Genomic DNA, 16,882 nt, shown 5'->3' on the forward strand with positions numbered 1-16,882 from the left:
CGGGTCGGCCTCTTCCTCGTTCCACGATGACGCCGTTCGGTAGTGTTCCGGAATGGACCTGCGCGTCGCGGCGTACGCCGTCATCATCGATGACAGCGACCACGTGCTGCTCGCGCACTGGGTCGAAGGCCGCCGCGCGGCCTGGACGCTGCCGGGCGGCGGCCTCGAGCCCGGCGAGGACCCCGAGACGGCGGCGCGTCGCGAGGTGCGCGAGGAGACGGGCTTCCGCGTGCAGCTCGAGGGACTCCTCGGCATCGACTCCCACGTGATCCCCGCCTCGCACCGCGTGCAGCCGGGGCACACCGAGCCGCTGCACGCCCTGCGCATCGTCTACCGCGCGCGCATCACGGGCGGACGGCTCCGCGACGAGGTCGACGGATCGACCGATCGGGCGGACTGGTTTCCGCTCGCCGCCGTCGCACACCTCCCGCACGTGAAGCTCGTCGATGTCGGGCTGCGGATGGCAGGTGTGTCGCCGCCGAGCGGCTAGGGGATCTCCTGCGAGATGTCGGCGACCGTCGCCTCGAAGGCGGCGATCAAGGCGTCCGCCTCGACGAACAGGCTGTAGCCGTGCGCGCCGGCCCCCATCGCGATGCGCCGGCCGCGGATCGACTCGTCCGCGTAGACGGGCCAGGCCGTCGTGCTGCCGATCGGCACGATCGTGCCCCGCTCGTAGCCTGTGGCGGCCAGGGCGAGCGCAGGATCAGGAAGCTGCAGCCGGTTGACGCCGACCAGGGCCCGCAGCTTCGGCCAGGAGATGGCCCGATCGCCGGGGATCAGAGCGAACAGGTACGTGTCGTCCGCCCGCTTGACGACGAGGGTCTTGACGATGTCGGCGGGCCGGAGCCCCAACAGCGACGCGGCCTCGACGAGACTGCGCGCCTCCGGACGAGGGCGCAGTTCGATGTCGAGGCCGCGTTCTGCTGCGGCGATTCTGACCCGGTCGAGCGGATCAGGCATCCGGTGCGCGCAGCGGGTCGTCCGCCACCCACAGCTCATCGTCGGCGCGCAGCGTCTGCCATGCGGCATACAGCACGCCGAGCGCGGCGCCCACGCCGAGGATGATCGCGATGACGCCGCCGGCGCCGATGCCCTTCGAAGCGGGAGCCTCACGGACGGTCAGCCGCTTCGCGGCATCCTTCCCGTGCTTCTCGGCGCGCTTGGCGAAGGCGCCGAAGTCGACGGGGCTCGGCGCACGGCCCGCGGCGAGACGCTCCCGCGTGTCGTTCGCGGCATCCCACACCGACAGGGCGGATCCGACGACGGCGCCCGCGGCGGGGACGAGCTTCCGGTTGTAGACCTGCTTGGAGGTCGTCAGACCCTTGTCGAGATACGGCGCGGCGTACTTCTCGTACGTGTGCTGCACGGTCGGGCCCACCTGCTCCCGGCTGTAATTGCCCAGCTGGCGGCCGGCCTCACGGGCGACCGCTCCCACCTGCCCCAGGAGAACCTGCTGGGAATCCCACAGATTGTTCGCCTGCTCTTGAAGCTTGCGGAGTTCCTTCTTGCGCTTGCGGCTCAGGCTCACGGGGCCCTCCTCTGATCGGAGACGTTTCCCCCCATCTTGCCAGACCAGGGCGACCGCGCGAGGGGTTGACAGATGTGACAATGGGAGGCATGGCCTTCCACACCGCTGTCGCGACTCTGCACACCAACCACGGCGACATCGTCGTCAACCTCTTCGGCGATCACGCACCCCGCACGGTGCAGAACTTCACCGGTCTCTCCGACGGCACCGGCGCCTGGACCGACCCCGCGACCGGCCAGCCCGGCGAGGGCGCGCTCTACAAGGACGTCGTCTTCCACCGCATCATCCCGGGCTTCATGATCCAGGGCGGCGACCCGCTCGGACAGGGCATCGGCGGACCCGGCTACACCTTCAACGACGAGATCAGCCCCGAGCTGGACTTCACGAAGCCGTACGTGCTCGCGATGGCCAACGCGGGTCTGCGTCGCAATGCCATCACCGGCAAGCCCGAGGGCACCAACGGCTCGCAGTTCTTCATCACGACCGACCCGACGCCCTGGCTGCAGGGCAAGCACACGATCTTCGGCGAGGTCGCCGACGACGCCTCGCGGGCGGTCGTGGATGCGATCGCCGCGGTCCCCACCGGAGCCGGCGACCGTCCCGTCGAGCCCGTCGTCCTCACCTCGGTCGACGTCGTCGCCGCCTGACGCACCGCACGTGAGCTCCCCCGACTACCGGAGCAACCCGGAGAACTTCTGCTACCGGCATCCGGATCGGCAGAGCTTCGTGCTGTGCCAGCGGTGTCTGCGCACCATCTGCCCCGAATGCCAGACGCAGATGCCCGTCGGGGTCATCTGCCCGGAATGCCTCGCGGAGCAGCAGCGCGCTGCGAAGGGCGCGACGGTGACGCGGATGCCGCGGCGCCGGGCGCGCGGGCAGTCCGACCGCCCGGTCGTGACCTACGCGCTCGTGATCCTGACGTCGGCGCTGTTCCTCGTCGGATTGATCCCCGGCATCGGCGGAGTGATCCGGTCGGCGCTGGCCTTCAACAGCCTGTACGTGCTGCCGGTGTACGCGTTCGAGCCGTGGCGACTGGTCACCGTGACCCTCGTCCACGCCGGGATCTGGCACGTCGCTCTCAACATGCTGGCGCTGTGGGCGCTCGGCCGGAGTCTGGAGCCCTTGCTGGGCCGGATCCGCTTCCTCGCGCTCTACCTGCTGAGCGCACTCGGCGGGTCGGTGCTGGTCGCCCTCCTGGCCCCCGGCACGTGGGTCGTCGGCGCGTCCGGCGCGGTGTGGGGACTCCTCGGCGCGATGTTCGTCATCGGCCGGCACCTGGGGGCCAACGTGACCGCGATCGCCGTGATCCTGGGGCTGAACCTCGTGATCACGTTCCTGCCGGGCTCGAACATCTCCTGGCAGGCGCACATCGGCGGCGGGCTCGCGGGCCTTCTGGTGGGCTTCGTGTTCGCACGCACACGCGCCGTCCGGCAGCAGCGCACGCAGCTGTGGCTGCTGATCGGGATCGGGGCCGCGCTTCTCGCGCTCCTCGTCATTCCCGCGCTGGTCTACGGGTGACCTGCGGCGAAGTTATCCACAGTTTCATCCACAGGCTGGGGATGAATCACACCGGTGTAATTCACACCCTGTGAGTGGATCTGTGGACGTGGGCGCGCGTCAGCGCCAGCGCGTCGTCATGAGGAAGCCGACGAACGCGATGCCGAAGCCGATGACGAGGTTCCACGGGCCGATGCCGGGGATGGGGAAGGCCATCGAGCTCAGGTAGAACACGAGCACCCACGCGAGGCCCAGCAGCATCAGGCCCAGCATGATGGGCTTGAACCACACCGGGTTCGGAGCAGCGCCACCCTCGGTGTGCTCGACCAGCGGTTCGTCGTCCTTGCCTGAACGTGCCATGCGTGTGATTCTACCGGGCGCGCGGGCGCCGACCCAGCCGCGCCACAGTCGGCGCTGGGTAGAATCGGCCTGTGGGCGACGAGATGACGAGGCGATCCCGACGGGCGCGCCCTCGGATCTCGTTCCTCGGCATCCTGGGGGAGATCCTCATCACGCTGGGCGTCGTCGTCCTGCTGTACGTGTCGTGGCAGATGTGGATCGGCGATCTCATCATCGGCAACCAGAAGCACGCGGAGGCCTCAGCGCTCGTCGAGCAGTGGCAGAACGCGCCCGCGCCGACTCCCGCCGCCACGCCGGAGCAGACGCCCGACGCGGAGCCCACCGCCCCCGCCGCACCCGTCATCCCCGTCCGCGCGCAGCCGGAGCACGGCGAGCAGTTCGGCGTCATGTACGTGCCACGGTTCGGTACCGACTGGAAGTTCACGATCGCCGCCGGCGTCACCCGCACCGACATCCTCGATCGCGGCGAGATCGGGCACTACCCCGACACCGCGATGCCGGGCGAGGTGGGCAACACGGTCTACGCCGCGCACCGGTGGACCTCCGGAGCGCCGTTCGACCCCATCGACCGGCTCGTCGTGGGCGACGCCATCGTCATCCGGACGCCGGACGGCTGGTACACGTACCGCTTCCGCACCCTCGAATACGTGCAGGCCACGGAGGTCGACGTGCTGTCCGCCGTCCCCCAGCAGCCCTCCATGGCGGCCGACGAGCGCTACCTGACGCTCACGAGCTGCGCACCCAAGCTCAACATGCTCGAGCGCATCATCGCGTACGCCGTGTTCGAGGAGTTCACCCCGACGGCCGACGGCCCGCCGGCGTCCCTGACCGAGGGGGTGGCGGCCTGATGTACGCGGCACTGTGGCGCGCGCTGCCGGGTCCGGCCTGGCTCCGCATCATCCTCCTGACCCTCGCCGTCGCGGCCGTGCTGTACGGCCTGTTCTTCCACGTCTTCCCCTGGGTCTCGCAGTTCCTCACGCCGACCGACTCCACGATCGGCGGCTGATGGCGGACGCCCCGCGCGTCCTGGTCGTGGACAACCACGACAGCTTCGTCCACACCCTCGTCGGCTACCTCACCGAACTGGGCGCCGCATGCGAGGTGATCGAGGCGGATGCCGTCACCGACGTCGCCGGCGCGCTCGCCGGCCGCACCGGTGTCGTCATCTCGCCGGGACCCGGCGCGCCGGCCGACGCGGGCGCCTCGATCGACGTGGTACGCGAGGCCGCGCGCACCGGTCTCCCCCTCCTCGGCGTGTGCCTCGGACATCAGGCGATCGGCGAGGCCTTCGGCGCGCGGGTGGACCATGCGCCGGAACTCATGCACGGGATGACCTCGGCTGTGCAGCACGACGGCACCGGCCTCTTCGCGAGGCTCCCGAATCCATTCACTGCGACGCGCTACCACTCGCTGGCCGTCGACCCGGCATCCGTCCGCGCCCCGCTGCGGGTGACGGCGACGACGGCCTCCGGGGTGGTCATGGGCCTCGCCCACGAGACGCTGCCGATCGTGGGCGTCCAATTCCACCCGGAGAGCGTCCTCACCGAGGGCGGCTATCTCCTGCTGGGAACGTGGCTCGAGGGCATCGGGCCCGTCGGGGCCGCGGCGCGGGGCGCGCAGCTGCACCCGCACCGCGCGATCGGCTGACGGGTCAGGGCGCGCCGGTGCAGACGGTGAGTGCCACCTCGGAGTGGATCGGCACGTCGCCGGCGGCCAGCGACTGCGCCGTCACGAGGGGCGCGTCCGGGTCGCCCGGGCAGTCCGGGTTGTCGATGCGCGTCGCGGTGAGGCCGATCGCGTCGAGCTCGCGCTCCGCGCCCTCCAGCGAGTAGCCCTCGAGGTTGACGAGGGTCACCTTCCCGCTCGCGACCTGCAGCGCGACGCTCGTTCCCAGCGGGATCTCCTCGCCCTGCGCGTACTCCGCAGTCATGACCGTGTCGGCGGCGAGGTCGCGGTCGTTGGCCGTCGTGACGGGGCCGAGCCGCAGGCGCGCCTTCGTGAGAGCGGCGGTGGCTTCCGTGCGGGTGAGTCCCTGCAACGGCGGGACCGTCGCCATCTCCTGGCCCGTCGACACGTAGACGCGCACCTTTTGGCCCACGGCGACGGACGTGCCGGTCGTCGGATCCGTCCGGATGACGTTGCCCTCGGCGATCGCGTCGCTGCTCTCCTCGAGCCGGACGGCTTCGAGGTCTTCCTTCGTGAGGATCTCGCTCGCGCGATCCCACGACATGTCCACGAGGTCCGGGACGATCCGCGCGTTGGCGGGCATCTGTGCACCGGGGCGGATCGTCATGACCCAGATCAGCACGGAGATGAGGAGGACGGCCAGCACGGCCACGCCCGTCCAGATCCACGCGACGGGGGGACCGGCCTGGGTGCGGCGCATCGTCGTGTCGGTGCTCAGCTGGCGCAGCGAGCGCGCGGTCTCGGCCGCCTGCCGGGGGTTCGCGCCGTACAGCTCGCTCGTGAGGTGGCCGACGTCGCGCTTGCTCGGCGAGCGGCCGTCCACGGCGGCATCCAGCGCCTCCCGGAACGACGCGGCGTCCTGGAAGCGCTGGAACGGGTCCTTCGCGAGAGCGCGGAGCACGATGGCATCCAGCGACCGGGGGATCGTCTCGACGATCTCGGACGGCGGGAGCGGAGCTTCGCTGACGTGCTGATAGGCGACGGCCACGGGGGTCTCGCCGCGGAAGGGGGTGCGGCCGGCGAGCAGCTCGAAGAGCACGACGCCCGCCGAGTACAGGTCGGCGCGCGCGTCGACGGGCTCCCCCTTGGCCTGCTCCGGCGAGAAGTACGCCGCAGTGCCGATGATGGCCGTCGTCTCGGCGACGGTGGACGAGGAGTCCGAGACCGCGCGGGCGATGCCGAAGTCCATGACCTTGACTTGGCCCTGGGGCGTCACCATGACGTTGCCCGGCTTGATGTCGCGGTGCACGACACCGGCGCGATGCGAGTACTCGAGGGCCTCCAGGATGCCGTCGGTGTAGCGGATCGCATCCGGGATCGTGACGCCCCCGGCGGAGATCATGTCCTTCAGGAGGCGACCTCGGACGAGCTCCATGATGATGTACGGCAGCGGATGCGATGATCCGTCCGGGTGGATCTCGACGTCCTCGCCGGCGTCGAACACGCGGACGACGGCGGGGTGGGCCATGCGGGACGCGGCCTGCGCCTCGAGGCGGAAGCGGGTGCGGAAGGCGCTGTCGGCGGCCAGATCGGGCTTGAGGATCTTGATCGCCACGGCGCGGCCGAGCGTGAGGTCCTGGCCGCGGTAGACGCTCGCCATACCGCCGCGCCCGATGAGCTCATCGATGCGGTAGCGCCCGGATAGCACGCGCGGCTCTACTGACACTTCTCTCCCTGGGCTGGACAACACCCCAGCGTAACCGACCGTCCCTGAAAGCCTCAGGGAGGTCAGCCCTCCGCGCCGGGGTCCTCCGTGCCGTCGCCCGAGCCCTCGTCGGCGGGTGCCGTGATGGTCGCCGAGGCCTCCGGGGACGGACCCGACTCACGCTGAGCCTCGTCGCACGACACGGTGTAGGAGACGATGAGCAGCTGGGTCGGCTCACCCGTGACGGTCACCGAGACCGGACGGTCCCCGCCCTGGAAGGAGCCGGTCGTGCCGCCGTCCGACTCGAACGTGCCGTTGATGAGCGTGAGGTCGTAGGACGTCACCGAACCGGTGCCGGACGGGCAGGTGTACCCGTCCCACACGACCTGGACGACGCTGCCCTGCTCGACGGTCTCCGCGGTGGTTCCGTTCACCTGGATGCGTGCCGCCGTGGGGCTGTCCAGCTCGGTGGCCTCGTCGTACGCCGTGAGGGTGATCCGCTCATCGAGGTCGACGTTTCCGCCAACCGGATTCATCTCGTAGACCTTGCCCACGTCGGCGTCGCTCGGTGCGGGCGAGCCGGTGCCGCACGACACGTTGGAGAGGTTGTTGTCCTCCGCCAGGGCGAGCGCCTCCTCGCACGTCTTGCCGAGGAAGCCGACCGAGGCGAGATCGATGCTCGTGGGCTCGGGCTCGGGGGTGTCCGACGGTGTGGGCTCCGTGTCCGTCGGCGTCGACGGGGCGGTCGAGGACGGTGTCTCCTCCGGGTCCGCGGGATTGGCGAGGAGCGCGAACAGGGTCCCGCCGAGGACGAGCACCAGCAGCGCGATGAGCGCGACGAGCGGCCACGTCCACGGGCTGCGCTTCTTCCGCTCCGGGGCCGGCTCCTCCTCCGGGATGACGGCCGTGGTCGGCATGATGCGCGTCGCGTCCTCGGTGGCGAGGCCGGGCGTCAGCAGACGGGTGACCTCGTCGACGCTCGCGGCACCGGCGATCGCCGGCACGATGGCGGCCGCGCCGGCGACATCGCCGCGGCGCAGAGCCGACGCGGCGCGCGCGACGGCCGAGGACGACGCCGGTCGCTCGTCGGGTTTCTTCGCGATCATGCTCATCACGAGGTTCTGCACGGGCTCCGAGACCGTCGGCGGCAGCGGCGGCGGGGTGTCGTTGATCTGCGCCATCGCGATGGCGACCTGCGACTCGCCCGTGAACGGGCGCTTGCCGGCGAGGGACTCGTAGGCCACGATGCCCAGCGAGTACGTGTCGGTCGCCGGGGATGCCGGGTGGCCCGAGGCCTGCTCGGGGGACAGGTACTGCACGGTGCCCATGACCTGACCGGTCGCCGTGAGCGGCACCTGGTCGGCGATCCGGGCGATGCCGAAGTCGGTGATCTTGACGCGGCCGTCGGGTGTGATGAGGAGGTTGCCGGGCTTGATGTCGCGGTGCACGAGGCCTGCGGCGTGCGCGGCCTGCAGGGCGGCGGCGGTCTGCGCGACGATGTCGAGCGTCTTGTCTGTCGAGAGCGGTCCTTCGCGCTCGAGGATCGTCGACAGGGCTTCGCCGGGGACGAGCTCCATGACGAGGAACGCGGAGCCGTTCTCCTCGCCGTAGTCGAAGACGCTGGCGATGCCCTCGTGGTTGACGAGGGCGGCGTGGCGGGCCTCGGCGCGGAAGCGCTCGAGGAAGCCCGGGTCGCCCATGTACTCGTCTTTGAGGATCTTGATGGCGACGGTCCGGCCGATGACGTGGTCCGTGGCCTCCCAGACCTCGCCCATCCCGCCGACGGCGATCCGCGAGTCCAGCTCGTAGCGCCCGCCGAAGCTCACACCCTGTGTCGGTCTCATCTGCTCAGCACCGCCTCCATGACTTTCTTCGCGATGGGGGCCGCGATCCCGTTGCTCGTGCCGTCCTGGCCGAGCCCACCACCGTTCTCGACCATCACGGCGACGACGATCTCGGGGTTCTCCGCGGGAGCGAATCCGGTGAACCAGAGCGTGTACGGATCGCCCGGATCATGCTCCGCCGTGCCGGTCTTCCCGGCGACGTCGACGCCGTCTATTCTTGCACCGCTCGCCGCGCCGTTTGCGACGTTGGCGGTCATCAGGGTGGTCATCTGCGCGGCGACCTCCTCGGTGAGCGCGCGGCCGAATTCGGTGTCGTCGATGGTCTGCTGGACGGTCAGGTCGGGGGCGACGACGGAGTCGACCATCCGCGGGTTCATCACGACACCGCCGTTGGCGATCCCCGCCGAGACCATCGCCATCTGCAGCGGGGTCGCGATGACATCGCCCTGTCCGAACCCGCTGAGTCCGGTCTGCGGGTCGTTGAGCGCCTGCGGGTACACCGACGCGGTCGAGGCGAGCGGGATCTCGACGGCGGTGTTGAAGCCGAACTTCTCCGCCTCCTCGCGGATGACGTCGTCGCCGAGCGCGATCGCGAGCTGTGCCATCGGGATGTTGCAGCTCAGCCGCAGCGCATCGGCGATCGTCACCTTCTTCCCCGGCCCGCACGTGCCGCGGTCGAAGTTGCTGATCGAGGTGTCGGTGCCGGGGAGCGTGTAGGTCGCCGGGTTCGGGAACGTCGAGGACGGCGTGTAGCGGCCCGACGACAGCGCGGCCGACGCGACGACGAGCTTGAACGTCGACCCCGGCGGCTCGAGGTTGCCGGCGATCGCGCGGTTGTAGAGCGGGTTCAGCGCATCGGCGACGAGCTCGTCGTACGACGCGCTCACGGCGCGGGTGTCGTGCGAGGCCAGGAGGTTGGTGTCGAAGCTGGGGCTCGTGGCCATCGCGAGGATGCGCCCCGTGCTCGGGTCCATCGCGACGACGGCGCCCTCGTAGCCGTCCAGCGCCTCGAAGGCGACGCGCTGCAGCTCGGGATCCAGACTCACGATGACGTTCGAGCCGCGGGGGGCCTGACCCGTGATGATGCGCTCGATGCGCGCCAGGAACTGCGAATCGTCGGTGCCCGCGAGGACCGCGTTCATCGCCTGCTCGAGGCCGGTCGCCGACCCCAGCACGGGGTTGATGTAGCCCGTGACCGGCGCCCACATCTCGGCGTCGGTGTACATCCGCATCCAGCTGTACACGTCGTCGCTCGGGACGGACTCCGCGATGACGCTCCCGCCCGCGATGATCGAGCCGCGCTGCACCTCGTACGAGTCGTACAGGGCCCGGCGGTTCTGCGGGTTGTCGGTCAGATCGCCCGCGCCGATGACCTGGATGTAGCTCGTCGACCCCAAGAGGGCGAGGAACATCACGAGCATGACGATGCTGAGGCGGCGCAGTTCCTTGGTCATGTCAGCCGATCACCACCCGCGGGCGGGAGCGGACGGCATCCGACACGCGCAGCAGCAGCGCGACGATGAGCCAGTTCGCGACGAGCGACGAGCCGCCCGCGGCGAGGAACGGCGTCGTCAGGCCGGTCAGCGGGATGATCCGCGTGACACCGCCGACCATGATGAACACCTGCAGCGCGATCGTGAACGACAGGCCCGTCGCGAGGAGCTTGCCGAAGTCGTCCTGGCCGGCGATCCCGATCCGGATGCCGCGGCTCGTGAACACCATGTAGAGGCACAGGATCGCGAAGACGCCGATGAGGCCGAGCTCCTCGCCGAGGCTCGGGAAGATGTAGTCGCTGTGCGCGAGCGGGGTGAGCCCCGGGCGCCCCTGGCCGAGGCCCGTCCCGACCAGGCCGCCGTGGGCGAGGCCGAAGATGCCGCTCACGAGCTGCATGCTGGAGTTGTCCATGAGCTCGGGGTTGAACGCGTCGAGCCAGTTCGTGAAGCGGCCGCCGACATACGGCAGCACGCGGGATGCCGCGAGGGCGCCGGTGACGGCGAGGGTCACGCCGAGGACGACCCAGCTCGTCTTGCCGGTCGCGGCGTAGATCATCGCGATGAACATGCCGAACATGAGGAGCCCCGTGCCGAGGTCGCGCTGGAGCACGATGATCGCCATCGACGAGAGCCAGATGACCAGGAGCGGGCCGAGCTCCCGCGCGCGGGGCCACGTCATGCCGAGGAACCGGGTCCCGACCGAGGTCAGGGCCTCGCGCGTGCGGACGAGGTAGCCGGCGAAGAAGATGCCGAGCGCGATCTTGGCGAGCTCGCCGGGCTGGAACGAGAAGAGCCCGCCGATCGAGACCCACACGTCGGCGTTGGCATCCGTGCCGAGCCCGGGGACGAACGGCAGGAGCAGGAGCAGGATGCCGGTCAGGCCGAAGAGGTAGGTGTAGCGGAAGAGGACGCGGTAGTTCTTCAGGAACACCACGACCGCGATCGATCCGGCGATCGCGATGGCGGCCCAGACGAGCTGGCGCGTCGAGAGCGCGGCCCAGCCGGTCAAGCCCTCCTCGATGTCGATGCGGTAGATCATCGCGAGGCCGAGGCCGGACAGCACGGTGGCGATCGGGACGACGAACGGGTCGGCGGCGCGCGCCGTGAAGCGCAGCACGATGTGCAGGGCGAGCACGAGGACCGTGAGGCCGCCGCAGTAGTACAGGAAGGTCCAGTCGATCGCGCCGAGGGCGCCGAGCTGCACGAGCGCGACGGCGGAGCCGTTGATGAGGAAGGCGAACAGCAGCAGGCCGAGCTCGCGGTTGCGCTGGGTCTGCGGCATCCGGAGGCGGCGGAGCGCCTTCATGACGGTCGTGTCCGTCGTGATCTGCGCGGCGGTCATGGCGTGTCCTCCGTCACGGGGCGGAGATTGTCGACGATCGCGACCGCGTCGGCGAGGGAGCGCGCCGAGATGGTCTGCTCGACCGCGATGCGCTGGTACGCGGGGAGGTCGGCGAGCAGGATCTGCGTGTCGTCGTGCACCTCGGAGAGGCGGATGGGACCGATGTCCTGCTGGATGCCGCGGAAGATCACGACGGTGTCCTCGTCGGCGCCGACGTAATAGCGGGTCTGCGTCCACGAGTAGGCGCCGAAGAGGGCGATCGCGAAGGCGGCGAGGATGGCGACGAGCCCGACGATCCACCAGACCCGCCGGCGGCGGGCGCGGCGCCGGTCCTCCTCGATGAGCTCCTCGAGGAACTCCGAGGACGGCTCGTAGTGCGTCGGCTCGTTGGCCGCGACGCGTCCGGGGTGGAACCATCCGCCGCCGCGGCCGGAGCGCGCCGCCGGGATCTCGATCCCCTGCGGGTTGGAGGCGGAGCCGACGATCGTGGGCGTGCCGCTGACGAGGGGATGCTGGCCCCCCACGTCCACGATGACGATCGTGACGTTGTCGGGCGCGCCGGCATCGAGCGCCTGCTTGAGCAGGAGGTCGGCGGTCCGCCCGGGAGCGAACCCGTGGTCGAGCGTCTTCGACGTGTGCGCGTCGTCGACGACGCCGCACAGGCCGTCTGAGCACAGCAGCCAACGGTCGCCGGGCTGCGTCGGCATGATGAACGTGTCGACCTCGGGGTCGGGGTCCATGTCGCCGAGGACGCGCATCAGGACGGAGCGGCGCGGGTGGTAGCGCGCCTCCTCGGGCGTGATGCGGCCGGAGTCCACGAGCCGCTGCACGAACGTGTGGTCCGTCGTGATCTGAGTGAGGGTGGCGTCGCGGTAGAGGTAGATGCGCGAGTCGCCGATGTGCGCGATGACGGCGTGGTCCTCGACCATCATGAGCGCGCTCACGGTGGTGCCCATGCCGGCGAGCTCGGGGCGCTCGGCGACCGTCTCGATGAGCTGCCCGGCGGTGTCGGCGATCGCGTCGCGCAGGTCGCGCTCCGCATCGGCGGTCACCGTGTAGCCGTGCTCGAGGTCCTTCAGGCGGTGGATGGCGATGCTCGAGGCCACGTCGCCGCCGGCGTGGCCGCCCATGCCGTCCGCGACGATGAACAGGTTCGCGCCGCAGTAGCCCGAATCCTGGTTGTTGGAGCGCACCTTCCCGGTGTGGGAGATGGCGGCGCTCGAGCCTTCGAAGACCATGGCGGGTGGCCGCTACTTCCGCAGCTCGAACGTCGTCGCGCCCACCTTGATGGGGGCGCCGACGACGATCGCGACCGGGGTCGTGACGCGGGCCCCGTCGTGCCAGGTGCCGTTCGTGCTGTCGAGGTCCTGGATCATCCACTGGTCGCCCCACAGCAGCAGGCGCGCGTGGTGGCTGGAGGTGTAGTCGTCGCGGATGACGAGGCCCGACTCGCTCGAGCGCCCGATCGTGAGCGGCTCACCGCCGATGGGCAGCTCGAGGCCGGCCTTCGGGCCGCTCGTGATGACGATGCGGGAGACGGCGTCGCGTGTCGCGGGGACGGGGCCGGTGGGGCGCGGCGCGCGCGGCGCCGGCGGGGCGATCGGGGCGACGGGCGCGGTGGCGGCGCCGGCGGCGGCCGTCGGCGCGGGGGCGGCGCTCGGCTCCGGCATCTTGCGGACCTTCACGCCGAACAGGTCGGCGCGCAGCGAGTAGACGACCGCGAACACGAAGAACCACAGCAGCACGAGGAAGCCGACCTGCAGCAGCAGGAGGGTCAGTTCACTCACGAGGTCCCTCCGATGCCGAAGGCGCGGGTGGCGTCCGGCGCAGGCGGCCGGGGCGGTGTCGCCTGGGCGACGACACGGAAGGCGATGTCGGTGTGACCGATCCGGACGACGGAGTCCGGAGCCAGCGAGGCCTCGGTGACGGCGCGCCCGTCGAGGGTGGTGCCGTTGGTCGAGTTCATGTCGCGGACCATGGCGCGCTCGCCGTCCCACAGGATCTCGACGTGCCGCCGGCTCGTGCCGGCATCCGGGATCGTGATGTCGGCGTCGCTGCCGCGGCCGATGACGGTGCGGCTCTTCAGGAGCGGATGCCGCTTCCCGGCGATCTCCACGACGCCGCGCCACGAGACATCCCCCGCGGCGGTGCGGGACTGGACGCGCAGCGTTCCGGTCGCGAGCTGGTCGTCGGAGCGGATGTCGATGGTCACGGGTCCCGCGAAGCTGAAGCCCTGCGCCTTGGCGTGCGCGTCGACGAGACGGTGCAGCTCCTCGTCGAGGGTCGAGCCGAGCGAGCGCATGCGCTCCTCGTCGGCGGGAGCCATCCGCACCTCGAAGGTGTTGGGCGCGAGGATGCGGTCGCGGCTGACGACGGCCGCCTTCGCGTCGAGCTCGCTGCGGAGCGCGGCGGCGACCTCGACGGGTTGCACGCCGCTGCGGAAGGTCTTCGCGAAGGCGCTGTTGAGCGCGCGCTCGAGTCCCTTCTCGAAGCTGTCAAGTAGTCCCACGGGGCTCCTCTGGCATGCCGGCCGACGCCCCCATGCTAATTGCACACCCTGTGCAACCGCGGGACGCCGGCCCCGGGTCCCCGCGATTCTGCCGCCGCCGCGCCGCGTGATATCCTCGGGAAGTTGATTCCGGTGCTACCGGATTCGCGCGAGTGGCGGAATAGGCAGACGCGCTGGCTTCAGGTGCCAGTGCCCGAAAGGGCGTGGGGGTTCAACTCCCCCCTCGCGCACAGCGGACTCTCTTGCAGAATGCAGGAGCGGGCCTCATGAAATGTGCGAAAACGAAACGGCCGGAGGGTCTCTCCGGCCGTTTCGTTGTTTCGGAAGCTTCCGACATCGACCCCGACGACTTCATCGAATCGGTGCCGCGCTGACCGCCAGCCGCTCCACGAACGCGAGGACGCCCTCCCGGTGCACCGGGAGGTGCACCGGGAGGGCGTTCAGTCGCACTCAGCCCGGCACGCGGGCGTAGAGCGGGGTCTACTCGGCAGTGTCCGCGACCGCGCGGGTCGCTTCCACCTGCCCGGCCATCGCGTCCACCGCGGCGAGGATCGTGGGCTTGTCCTCCGAGGTCACCGCGTCGGAGAGTTCGTCGAGCTTCTTCTTGAGCGCGGTCAGCGACGCGGCCCAGTCCCCGGCGACCTTCTCAGGGACGTCGAGGGCTTTGAGCTGCCCGATGTTGAACGACAGCTCCACCGTGTTGCTCAGCAGCCGCCAGAACCCGTCTTCGGCGACGGTTGTGACCATGTCGCCCAGGTCCTTGTTCATGTCGTCCAGGTGACTGCCGGCCTGCGCCTTGAACGCGACCGGGTCCGCGACCACGGTCTCCTCCGCTTCCGGGGTGGGCTCCGCCACATCCGCCGTCGGCTCTGGCTCCGGGGCGGGCTCGGCCTCGGCGGTGACGGTGACTGTCGGCGCCGCGGCGGGGATCTTGTCGTCCCGCCCACCGGCGAGGGCCTGCCCGACAGCGCCGACGACGAGGACACCTGCCACCACGGCCCCGCCGATGATCCACTTCCGGTTCGAGTTCCCCGGCGGCACAGATGGCGCTGGCGGGGTCGGGGGCATCAGGGGCACCGTCGGGGCGGACTGCATCGCCGGGGGCGGGGGAGTGGAAACGGGAGGTGCGGGGACCGGCATCGTGTGATCGGTCCACTGGCCTCCGTCCCAGTACCTGTTCGTGGCCGGGTTGTCCGGATTCGTGTACCAGCCTGCAGGCGTGCCAGAAGACATCGCAGTTCCCTCCCCAGGGCGTATCGAGCGGGCGATACGAGGTGCTGTGCGTGATGCCGCCATCGTTGGCGGCACTGGGATGGAACCTAGCACCTCACCGGGACACCGAGGTGGCGCCCGGCCATGCAGCTACACCGTGTAGTCGTGCACCGACACCCGAGAACCAGTGGCTGCTGCGCCACTTGTCGCGCTCGTCCCATTCAGGTTCGCGGTGGAAGACGGTGGGGTACCCGTCCCGGTGCACCGTGACCCGCCATCGAAACACTCCCTCCGGTGGCTCGGTGCCCCGCTCGGGCCCTTCCACCCGCAGCACGCCGTCGATATCGACCGCGACGACCGGTCGAAAGCGCCGATCAGGGGGAGGCTCGGCTCGCCGGTGATGACTTAGCCTTGTGTCACCATCCCTCCTGTCCCGCGGCGGCGCGGATCTCTCGCAGGCTCGGAATCTCGACGGTCAAAGTCGCCATATCTAGCAGGACGAGGTGCCCCGCTTGCGTGTCCGCACCAAGACTGATTGCCCGACGCCCGTCGTCGGCGACGCCAGCCCCCGGCGCGTGCATATGTCCATGCATCAGTAGCGCCGGCTGCACGACGTCCCACACCCGCTCACCCGCAAACGTGAAAACGCTGATTCAGCGAGCGCAGCGGGAGGGAAGCCCTGCGCGTTGGCGGAGAGCACGCTGCGGACTTCACTCGATCCTCGGTTGACCGGATCCTCCGGGAACTCGAAGCGGTTACCAGGCCGGGCAACCCCGCACCAATCCGCAGCTTCAGCGGACAGACGCGGGGTGCCCGCTGCCGGTCAGTAGCCGACAGCCTTCAGAGCGTGCTCGGCCTGCTTCTTGGTGAACTGGCCCCCGTACTCGCTGGTCAGCTGGTCGTAGAGCGAATCGCGGCTGAACGACATTGTGTCGAGGTACTGCTCAGCAGCTTCGACCGCTTCCTTCTTCCAGTTGACGAGCTTGTTGTCTTCCAGGTAGACGAGAGCGAACTCCGCGTCCTTGTCCTCGTACTCCCCGCCGTACTCGCTGGTGAGCTGGTCGAACAAGCCTTGACGGCTGAACGCCATAACGTCCACGTACTGCTGCGCCTCCTCGATCACGTTCTCCTGCGCGAGCGTCAGCGCCGGCGGCTCGTCCAGCGTGAGGGTCACCTTCGTGCCCTCCTCGACCTCCGCACCGGACGCGTCGATGGACAGCACCTTCCAGGCCGCGTCCCCGTCGAACGCCGCTTCGAGCCCTGCGGCTTCCAGCGCCGCAGCGGCCTCAGCGGCCGTCATCCCGACGAGATCTGCGGGGACAGCGACCATCACCGGCTCAGGCTCGGGTTCCGGGGCCTCGTCGGTCTCCTGCACCTCGGAGACCGACGTCTCCTTGTCGTCCGCTGCCGGGGTGACATTCCGGTTCCCGCCGCCGAGCGCGCTGCCGATGCTGCTGATCACGATGATGCCTGCGAGGATCCCGACCGGGATGACGATGCCCTTCCGCTTGTACCAGGGGCGCTTGACCCCCGGCTCCTCAGCGACCGCGGGGGCATGTGCTGCGGCCGCTGGTGCCGCTGCGGCGATCGGGGCGGCGGCCGGGCCGGCCACGGGCCGCGTCTGCTGTGTCCAAGCGGTGCCGTCATACCAGCGTTCCGTGCCTGGAGCGTTCACATCGGGGTACCAGCCCGACGCGTAGTTCTGCTGTCCGTCAGTGGGTGTCGTCATCGTTGTGTCCCCTTTGCGGTGAAGACGCGAACATCCG

Annotated in this window: 18 protein-coding genes, 1 tRNA gene and 1 pseudogene; 7 read left to right on the forward strand and 13 right to left on the reverse strand. The window is 70.0% G+C overall.

What is annotated here, in order from left to right:
• Window positions 1–52 precede the first annotated feature (52 nt).
• Window positions 53–490, forward strand: a complete 438-nt coding sequence (locus tag QZL85_RS08820) for an NUDIX hydrolase (RefSeq protein WP_295576137.1) — start codon at window positions 53–55, stop codon at window positions 488–490.
• Here the strand turns inward: QZL85_RS08820 and QZL85_RS08825 are convergent.
• On the reverse strand, window positions 487–960 hold the full coding sequence (locus QZL85_RS08825; RefSeq protein ID WP_295576139.1) for an aminoacyl-tRNA deacylase: 474 nt from the start codon (window positions 958–960) through the stop codon (window positions 487–489). The two genes, QZL85_RS08820 and QZL85_RS08825, sit on opposite strands and share 4 nt — an antisense overlap.
• Window positions 953–1,528, reverse strand: a complete 576-nt coding sequence (locus QZL85_RS08830) for a DNA helicase (protein WP_295576141.1) — start codon at window positions 1,526–1,528, stop codon at window positions 953–955. The genes QZL85_RS08825 and QZL85_RS08830 overlap by 8 nt, the downstream gene beginning before the upstream one ends.
• A gap of 89 nt (window positions 1,529–1,617) precedes the next feature.
• On the opposite strand from QZL85_RS08830, the gene QZL85_RS08835 reads away from it, so the two are divergent.
• Complete coding sequence (locus QZL85_RS08835) at window positions 1,618–2,175, forward strand: peptidylprolyl isomerase (RefSeq protein ID WP_295576143.1); 558 nt, start codon at window positions 1,618–1,620, stop codon at window positions 2,173–2,175.
• A 10-nt stretch (window positions 2,176–2,185) separates the two neighbouring features.
• The gene (locus tag QZL85_RS08840; RefSeq protein ID WP_295576144.1) at window positions 2,186–3,046 is read left to right on the forward strand and encodes a rhomboid family intramembrane serine protease; all 861 of its coding nucleotides are present in this window, start codon (window positions 2,186–2,188) and stop codon (window positions 3,044–3,046) included.
• A gap of 99 nt (window positions 3,047–3,145) precedes the next feature.
• Here QZL85_RS08840 and QZL85_RS08845 read toward each other — a convergent pair whose 3' ends face one another.
• Window positions 3,146–3,385 (reverse strand): cell division protein CrgA, encoded by a 240-nt coding sequence (locus QZL85_RS08845; RefSeq protein WP_028496210.1) that lies wholly within the window; start codon window positions 3,383–3,385, stop codon window positions 3,146–3,148.
• A 71-nt stretch (window positions 3,386–3,456) separates the two neighbouring features.
• On the opposite strand from QZL85_RS08845, the gene QZL85_RS08850 reads away from it, so the two are divergent.
• The 3 genes from QZL85_RS08850 to QZL85_RS08860 are packed head-to-tail and all read left to right on the forward strand — an operon-like array spanning window position 3,457 to window position 5,032.
• The gene (locus tag QZL85_RS08850) at window positions 3,457–4,233 is read left to right on the forward strand and encodes a class E sortase (RefSeq protein ID WP_295576147.1); all 777 of its coding nucleotides are present in this window, start codon (window positions 3,457–3,459) and stop codon (window positions 4,231–4,233) included.
• Window positions 4,233–4,391 carry a hypothetical protein gene (locus QZL85_RS08855; protein WP_036272641.1) on the forward strand — a complete coding sequence of 53 codons (159 nt, stop codon included), beginning with the start codon at window positions 4,233–4,235 and terminating at the stop codon, window positions 4,389–4,391. Before QZL85_RS08850 ends, QZL85_RS08855 begins: the two co-directional genes overlap by 1 nt.
• Complete coding sequence (locus QZL85_RS08860; RefSeq protein WP_295576149.1) at window positions 4,391–5,032, forward strand: aminodeoxychorismate/anthranilate synthase component II; 642 nt, start codon at window positions 4,391–4,393, stop codon at window positions 5,030–5,032. The genes QZL85_RS08855 and QZL85_RS08860 overlap by 1 nt, the downstream gene beginning before the upstream one ends.
• 4 nt (window positions 5,033–5,036) lie before the next feature.
• Here QZL85_RS08860 and pknB read toward each other — a convergent pair whose 3' ends face one another.
• From pknB to QZL85_RS08895, 7 genes are all read right to left on the reverse strand, one after another.
• Window positions 5,037–6,719: a Stk1 family PASTA domain-containing Ser/Thr kinase gene (pknB, locus tag QZL85_RS08865; RefSeq protein ID WP_295576150.1), complete on the reverse strand. Its 1,683-nt coding sequence runs from the start codon at window positions 6,717–6,719 to the stop codon at window positions 5,037–5,039.
• An 80-nt stretch (window positions 6,720–6,799) separates the two neighbouring features.
• Window positions 6,800–8,560 (reverse strand): serine/threonine-protein kinase, encoded by a 1,761-nt coding sequence (locus QZL85_RS08870; protein ID WP_295576151.1) that lies wholly within the window; start codon window positions 8,558–8,560, stop codon window positions 6,800–6,802.
• Entirely contained in the window at window positions 8,557–10,014 is a 1,458-nt protein-coding gene (locus tag QZL85_RS08875; RefSeq protein WP_295576152.1) for a penicillin-binding protein 2, read from the reverse strand. The genes QZL85_RS08870 and QZL85_RS08875 overlap by 4 nt, the downstream gene beginning before the upstream one ends.
• Window position 10,015: 1 nt before the next feature.
• On the reverse strand, window positions 10,016–11,395 hold the full coding sequence (locus QZL85_RS08880; RefSeq protein WP_295576153.1) for an FtsW/RodA/SpoVE family cell cycle protein: 1,380 nt from the start codon (window positions 11,393–11,395) through the stop codon (window positions 10,016–10,018).
• Entirely contained in the window at window positions 11,392–12,633 is a 1,242-nt protein-coding gene (locus QZL85_RS08885; protein ID WP_295576154.1) for a PP2C family serine/threonine-protein phosphatase, read from the reverse strand. The genes QZL85_RS08880 and QZL85_RS08885 overlap by 4 nt, the downstream gene beginning before the upstream one ends.
• 12 nt (window positions 12,634–12,645) lie before the next feature.
• The gene (locus tag QZL85_RS08890; protein WP_295576157.1) at window positions 12,646–13,182 is read right to left on the reverse strand and encodes an FHA domain-containing protein; all 537 of its coding nucleotides are present in this window, start codon (window positions 13,180–13,182) and stop codon (window positions 12,646–12,648) included.
• The gene (locus QZL85_RS08895) at window positions 13,179–13,904 is read right to left on the reverse strand and encodes a DUF3662 and FHA domain-containing protein (RefSeq protein ID WP_295576158.1); all 726 of its coding nucleotides are present in this window, start codon (window positions 13,902–13,904) and stop codon (window positions 13,179–13,181) included. Before QZL85_RS08895 ends, QZL85_RS08890 begins: the two co-directional genes overlap by 4 nt.
• A gap of 146 nt (window positions 13,905–14,050) precedes the next feature.
• Between QZL85_RS08895 and QZL85_RS08900 the strand changes: the two genes are divergently transcribed.
• Window positions 14,051–14,134: transfer RNA gene (locus tag QZL85_RS08900), tRNA-Leu, on the forward strand.
• A 250-nt stretch (window positions 14,135–14,384) separates the two neighbouring features.
• Here the strand turns inward: QZL85_RS08900 and QZL85_RS08905 are convergent.
• The 3 genes and pseudogenes from QZL85_RS08905 to QZL85_RS08910 form a co-directional block, all read right to left on the reverse strand.
• Window positions 14,385–14,900, reverse strand: a complete 516-nt coding sequence (locus QZL85_RS08905) for a hypothetical protein (RefSeq protein ID WP_295576160.1) — start codon at window positions 14,898–14,900, stop codon at window positions 14,385–14,387.
• 132 nt (window positions 14,901–15,032) lie between these two features.
• Window positions 15,033–15,200, reverse strand: a pseudogene (locus QZL85_RS15185) (DUF2510 domain-containing protein); the annotation flags it as partial.
• 739 nt (window positions 15,201–15,939) lie between these two features.
• Window positions 15,940–16,845 carry an Ltp family lipoprotein gene (locus QZL85_RS08910; protein ID WP_295576161.1) on the reverse strand — a complete coding sequence of 302 codons (906 nt, stop codon included), beginning with the start codon at window positions 16,843–16,845 and terminating at the stop codon, window positions 15,940–15,942.
• Between the last annotated feature and the right edge of the window lie 37 nt (window positions 16,846–16,882).

Origin of the sequence: uncultured Microbacterium sp. (assembly GCF_900078385.1) — a bacterium.
GTDB lineage: Bacteria > Actinomycetota > Actinomycetes > Actinomycetales > Microbacteriaceae > Microbacterium.

Bases quoted from the DNA above. Each gene is read 5' to 3' on its own strand.
- QZL85_RS08835 (WP_295576143.1), top strand. From the start codon at position 1,618: ATGGCCTTCCACACCGCTGTCGCGACTCTGCACACCAACCACGGCGAC.
- QZL85_RS08820 (WP_295576137.1), top strand. From the start codon at position 53: ATGGACCTGCGCGTCGCGGCGTACGCCGTCATCATCGATGACAGCGAC.
- QZL85_RS08870 (WP_295576151.1), bottom strand. From the start codon at position 8,560: ATGAGACCGACACAGGGTGTGAGCTTCGGCGGGCGCTACGAGCTGGAC.
- QZL85_RS08845 (WP_028496210.1), bottom strand. From the start codon at position 3,385: ATGGCACGTTCAGGCAAGGACGACGAACCGCTGGTCGAGCACACCGAG.
- QZL85_RS08855 (WP_036272641.1), top strand. From the start codon at position 4,233: ATGTACGCGGCACTGTGGCGCGCGCTGCCGGGTCCGGCCTGGCTCCGC.
- QZL85_RS08875 (WP_295576152.1), bottom strand. From the start codon at position 10,014: ATGACCAAGGAACTGCGCCGCCTCAGCATCGTCATGCTCGTGATGTTC.
- QZL85_RS08860 (WP_295576149.1), top strand. From the start codon at position 4,391: ATGGCGGACGCCCCGCGCGTCCTGGTCGTGGACAACCACGACAGCTTC.
- QZL85_RS08880 (WP_295576153.1), bottom strand. From the start codon at position 11,395: ATGACCGCCGCGCAGATCACGACGGACACGACCGTCATGAAGGCGCTC.
- QZL85_RS08885 (WP_295576154.1), bottom strand. From the start codon at position 12,633: ATGGTCTTCGAAGGCTCGAGCGCCGCCATCTCCCACACCGGGAAGGTG.
- QZL85_RS08825 (WP_295576139.1), bottom strand. From the start codon at position 960: ATGCCTGATCCGCTCGACCGGGTCAGAATCGCCGCAGCAGAACGCGGC.
- QZL85_RS08910 (WP_295576161.1), bottom strand. From the start codon at position 16,845: ATGACGACACCCACTGACGGACAGCAGAACTACGCGTCGGGCTGGTAC.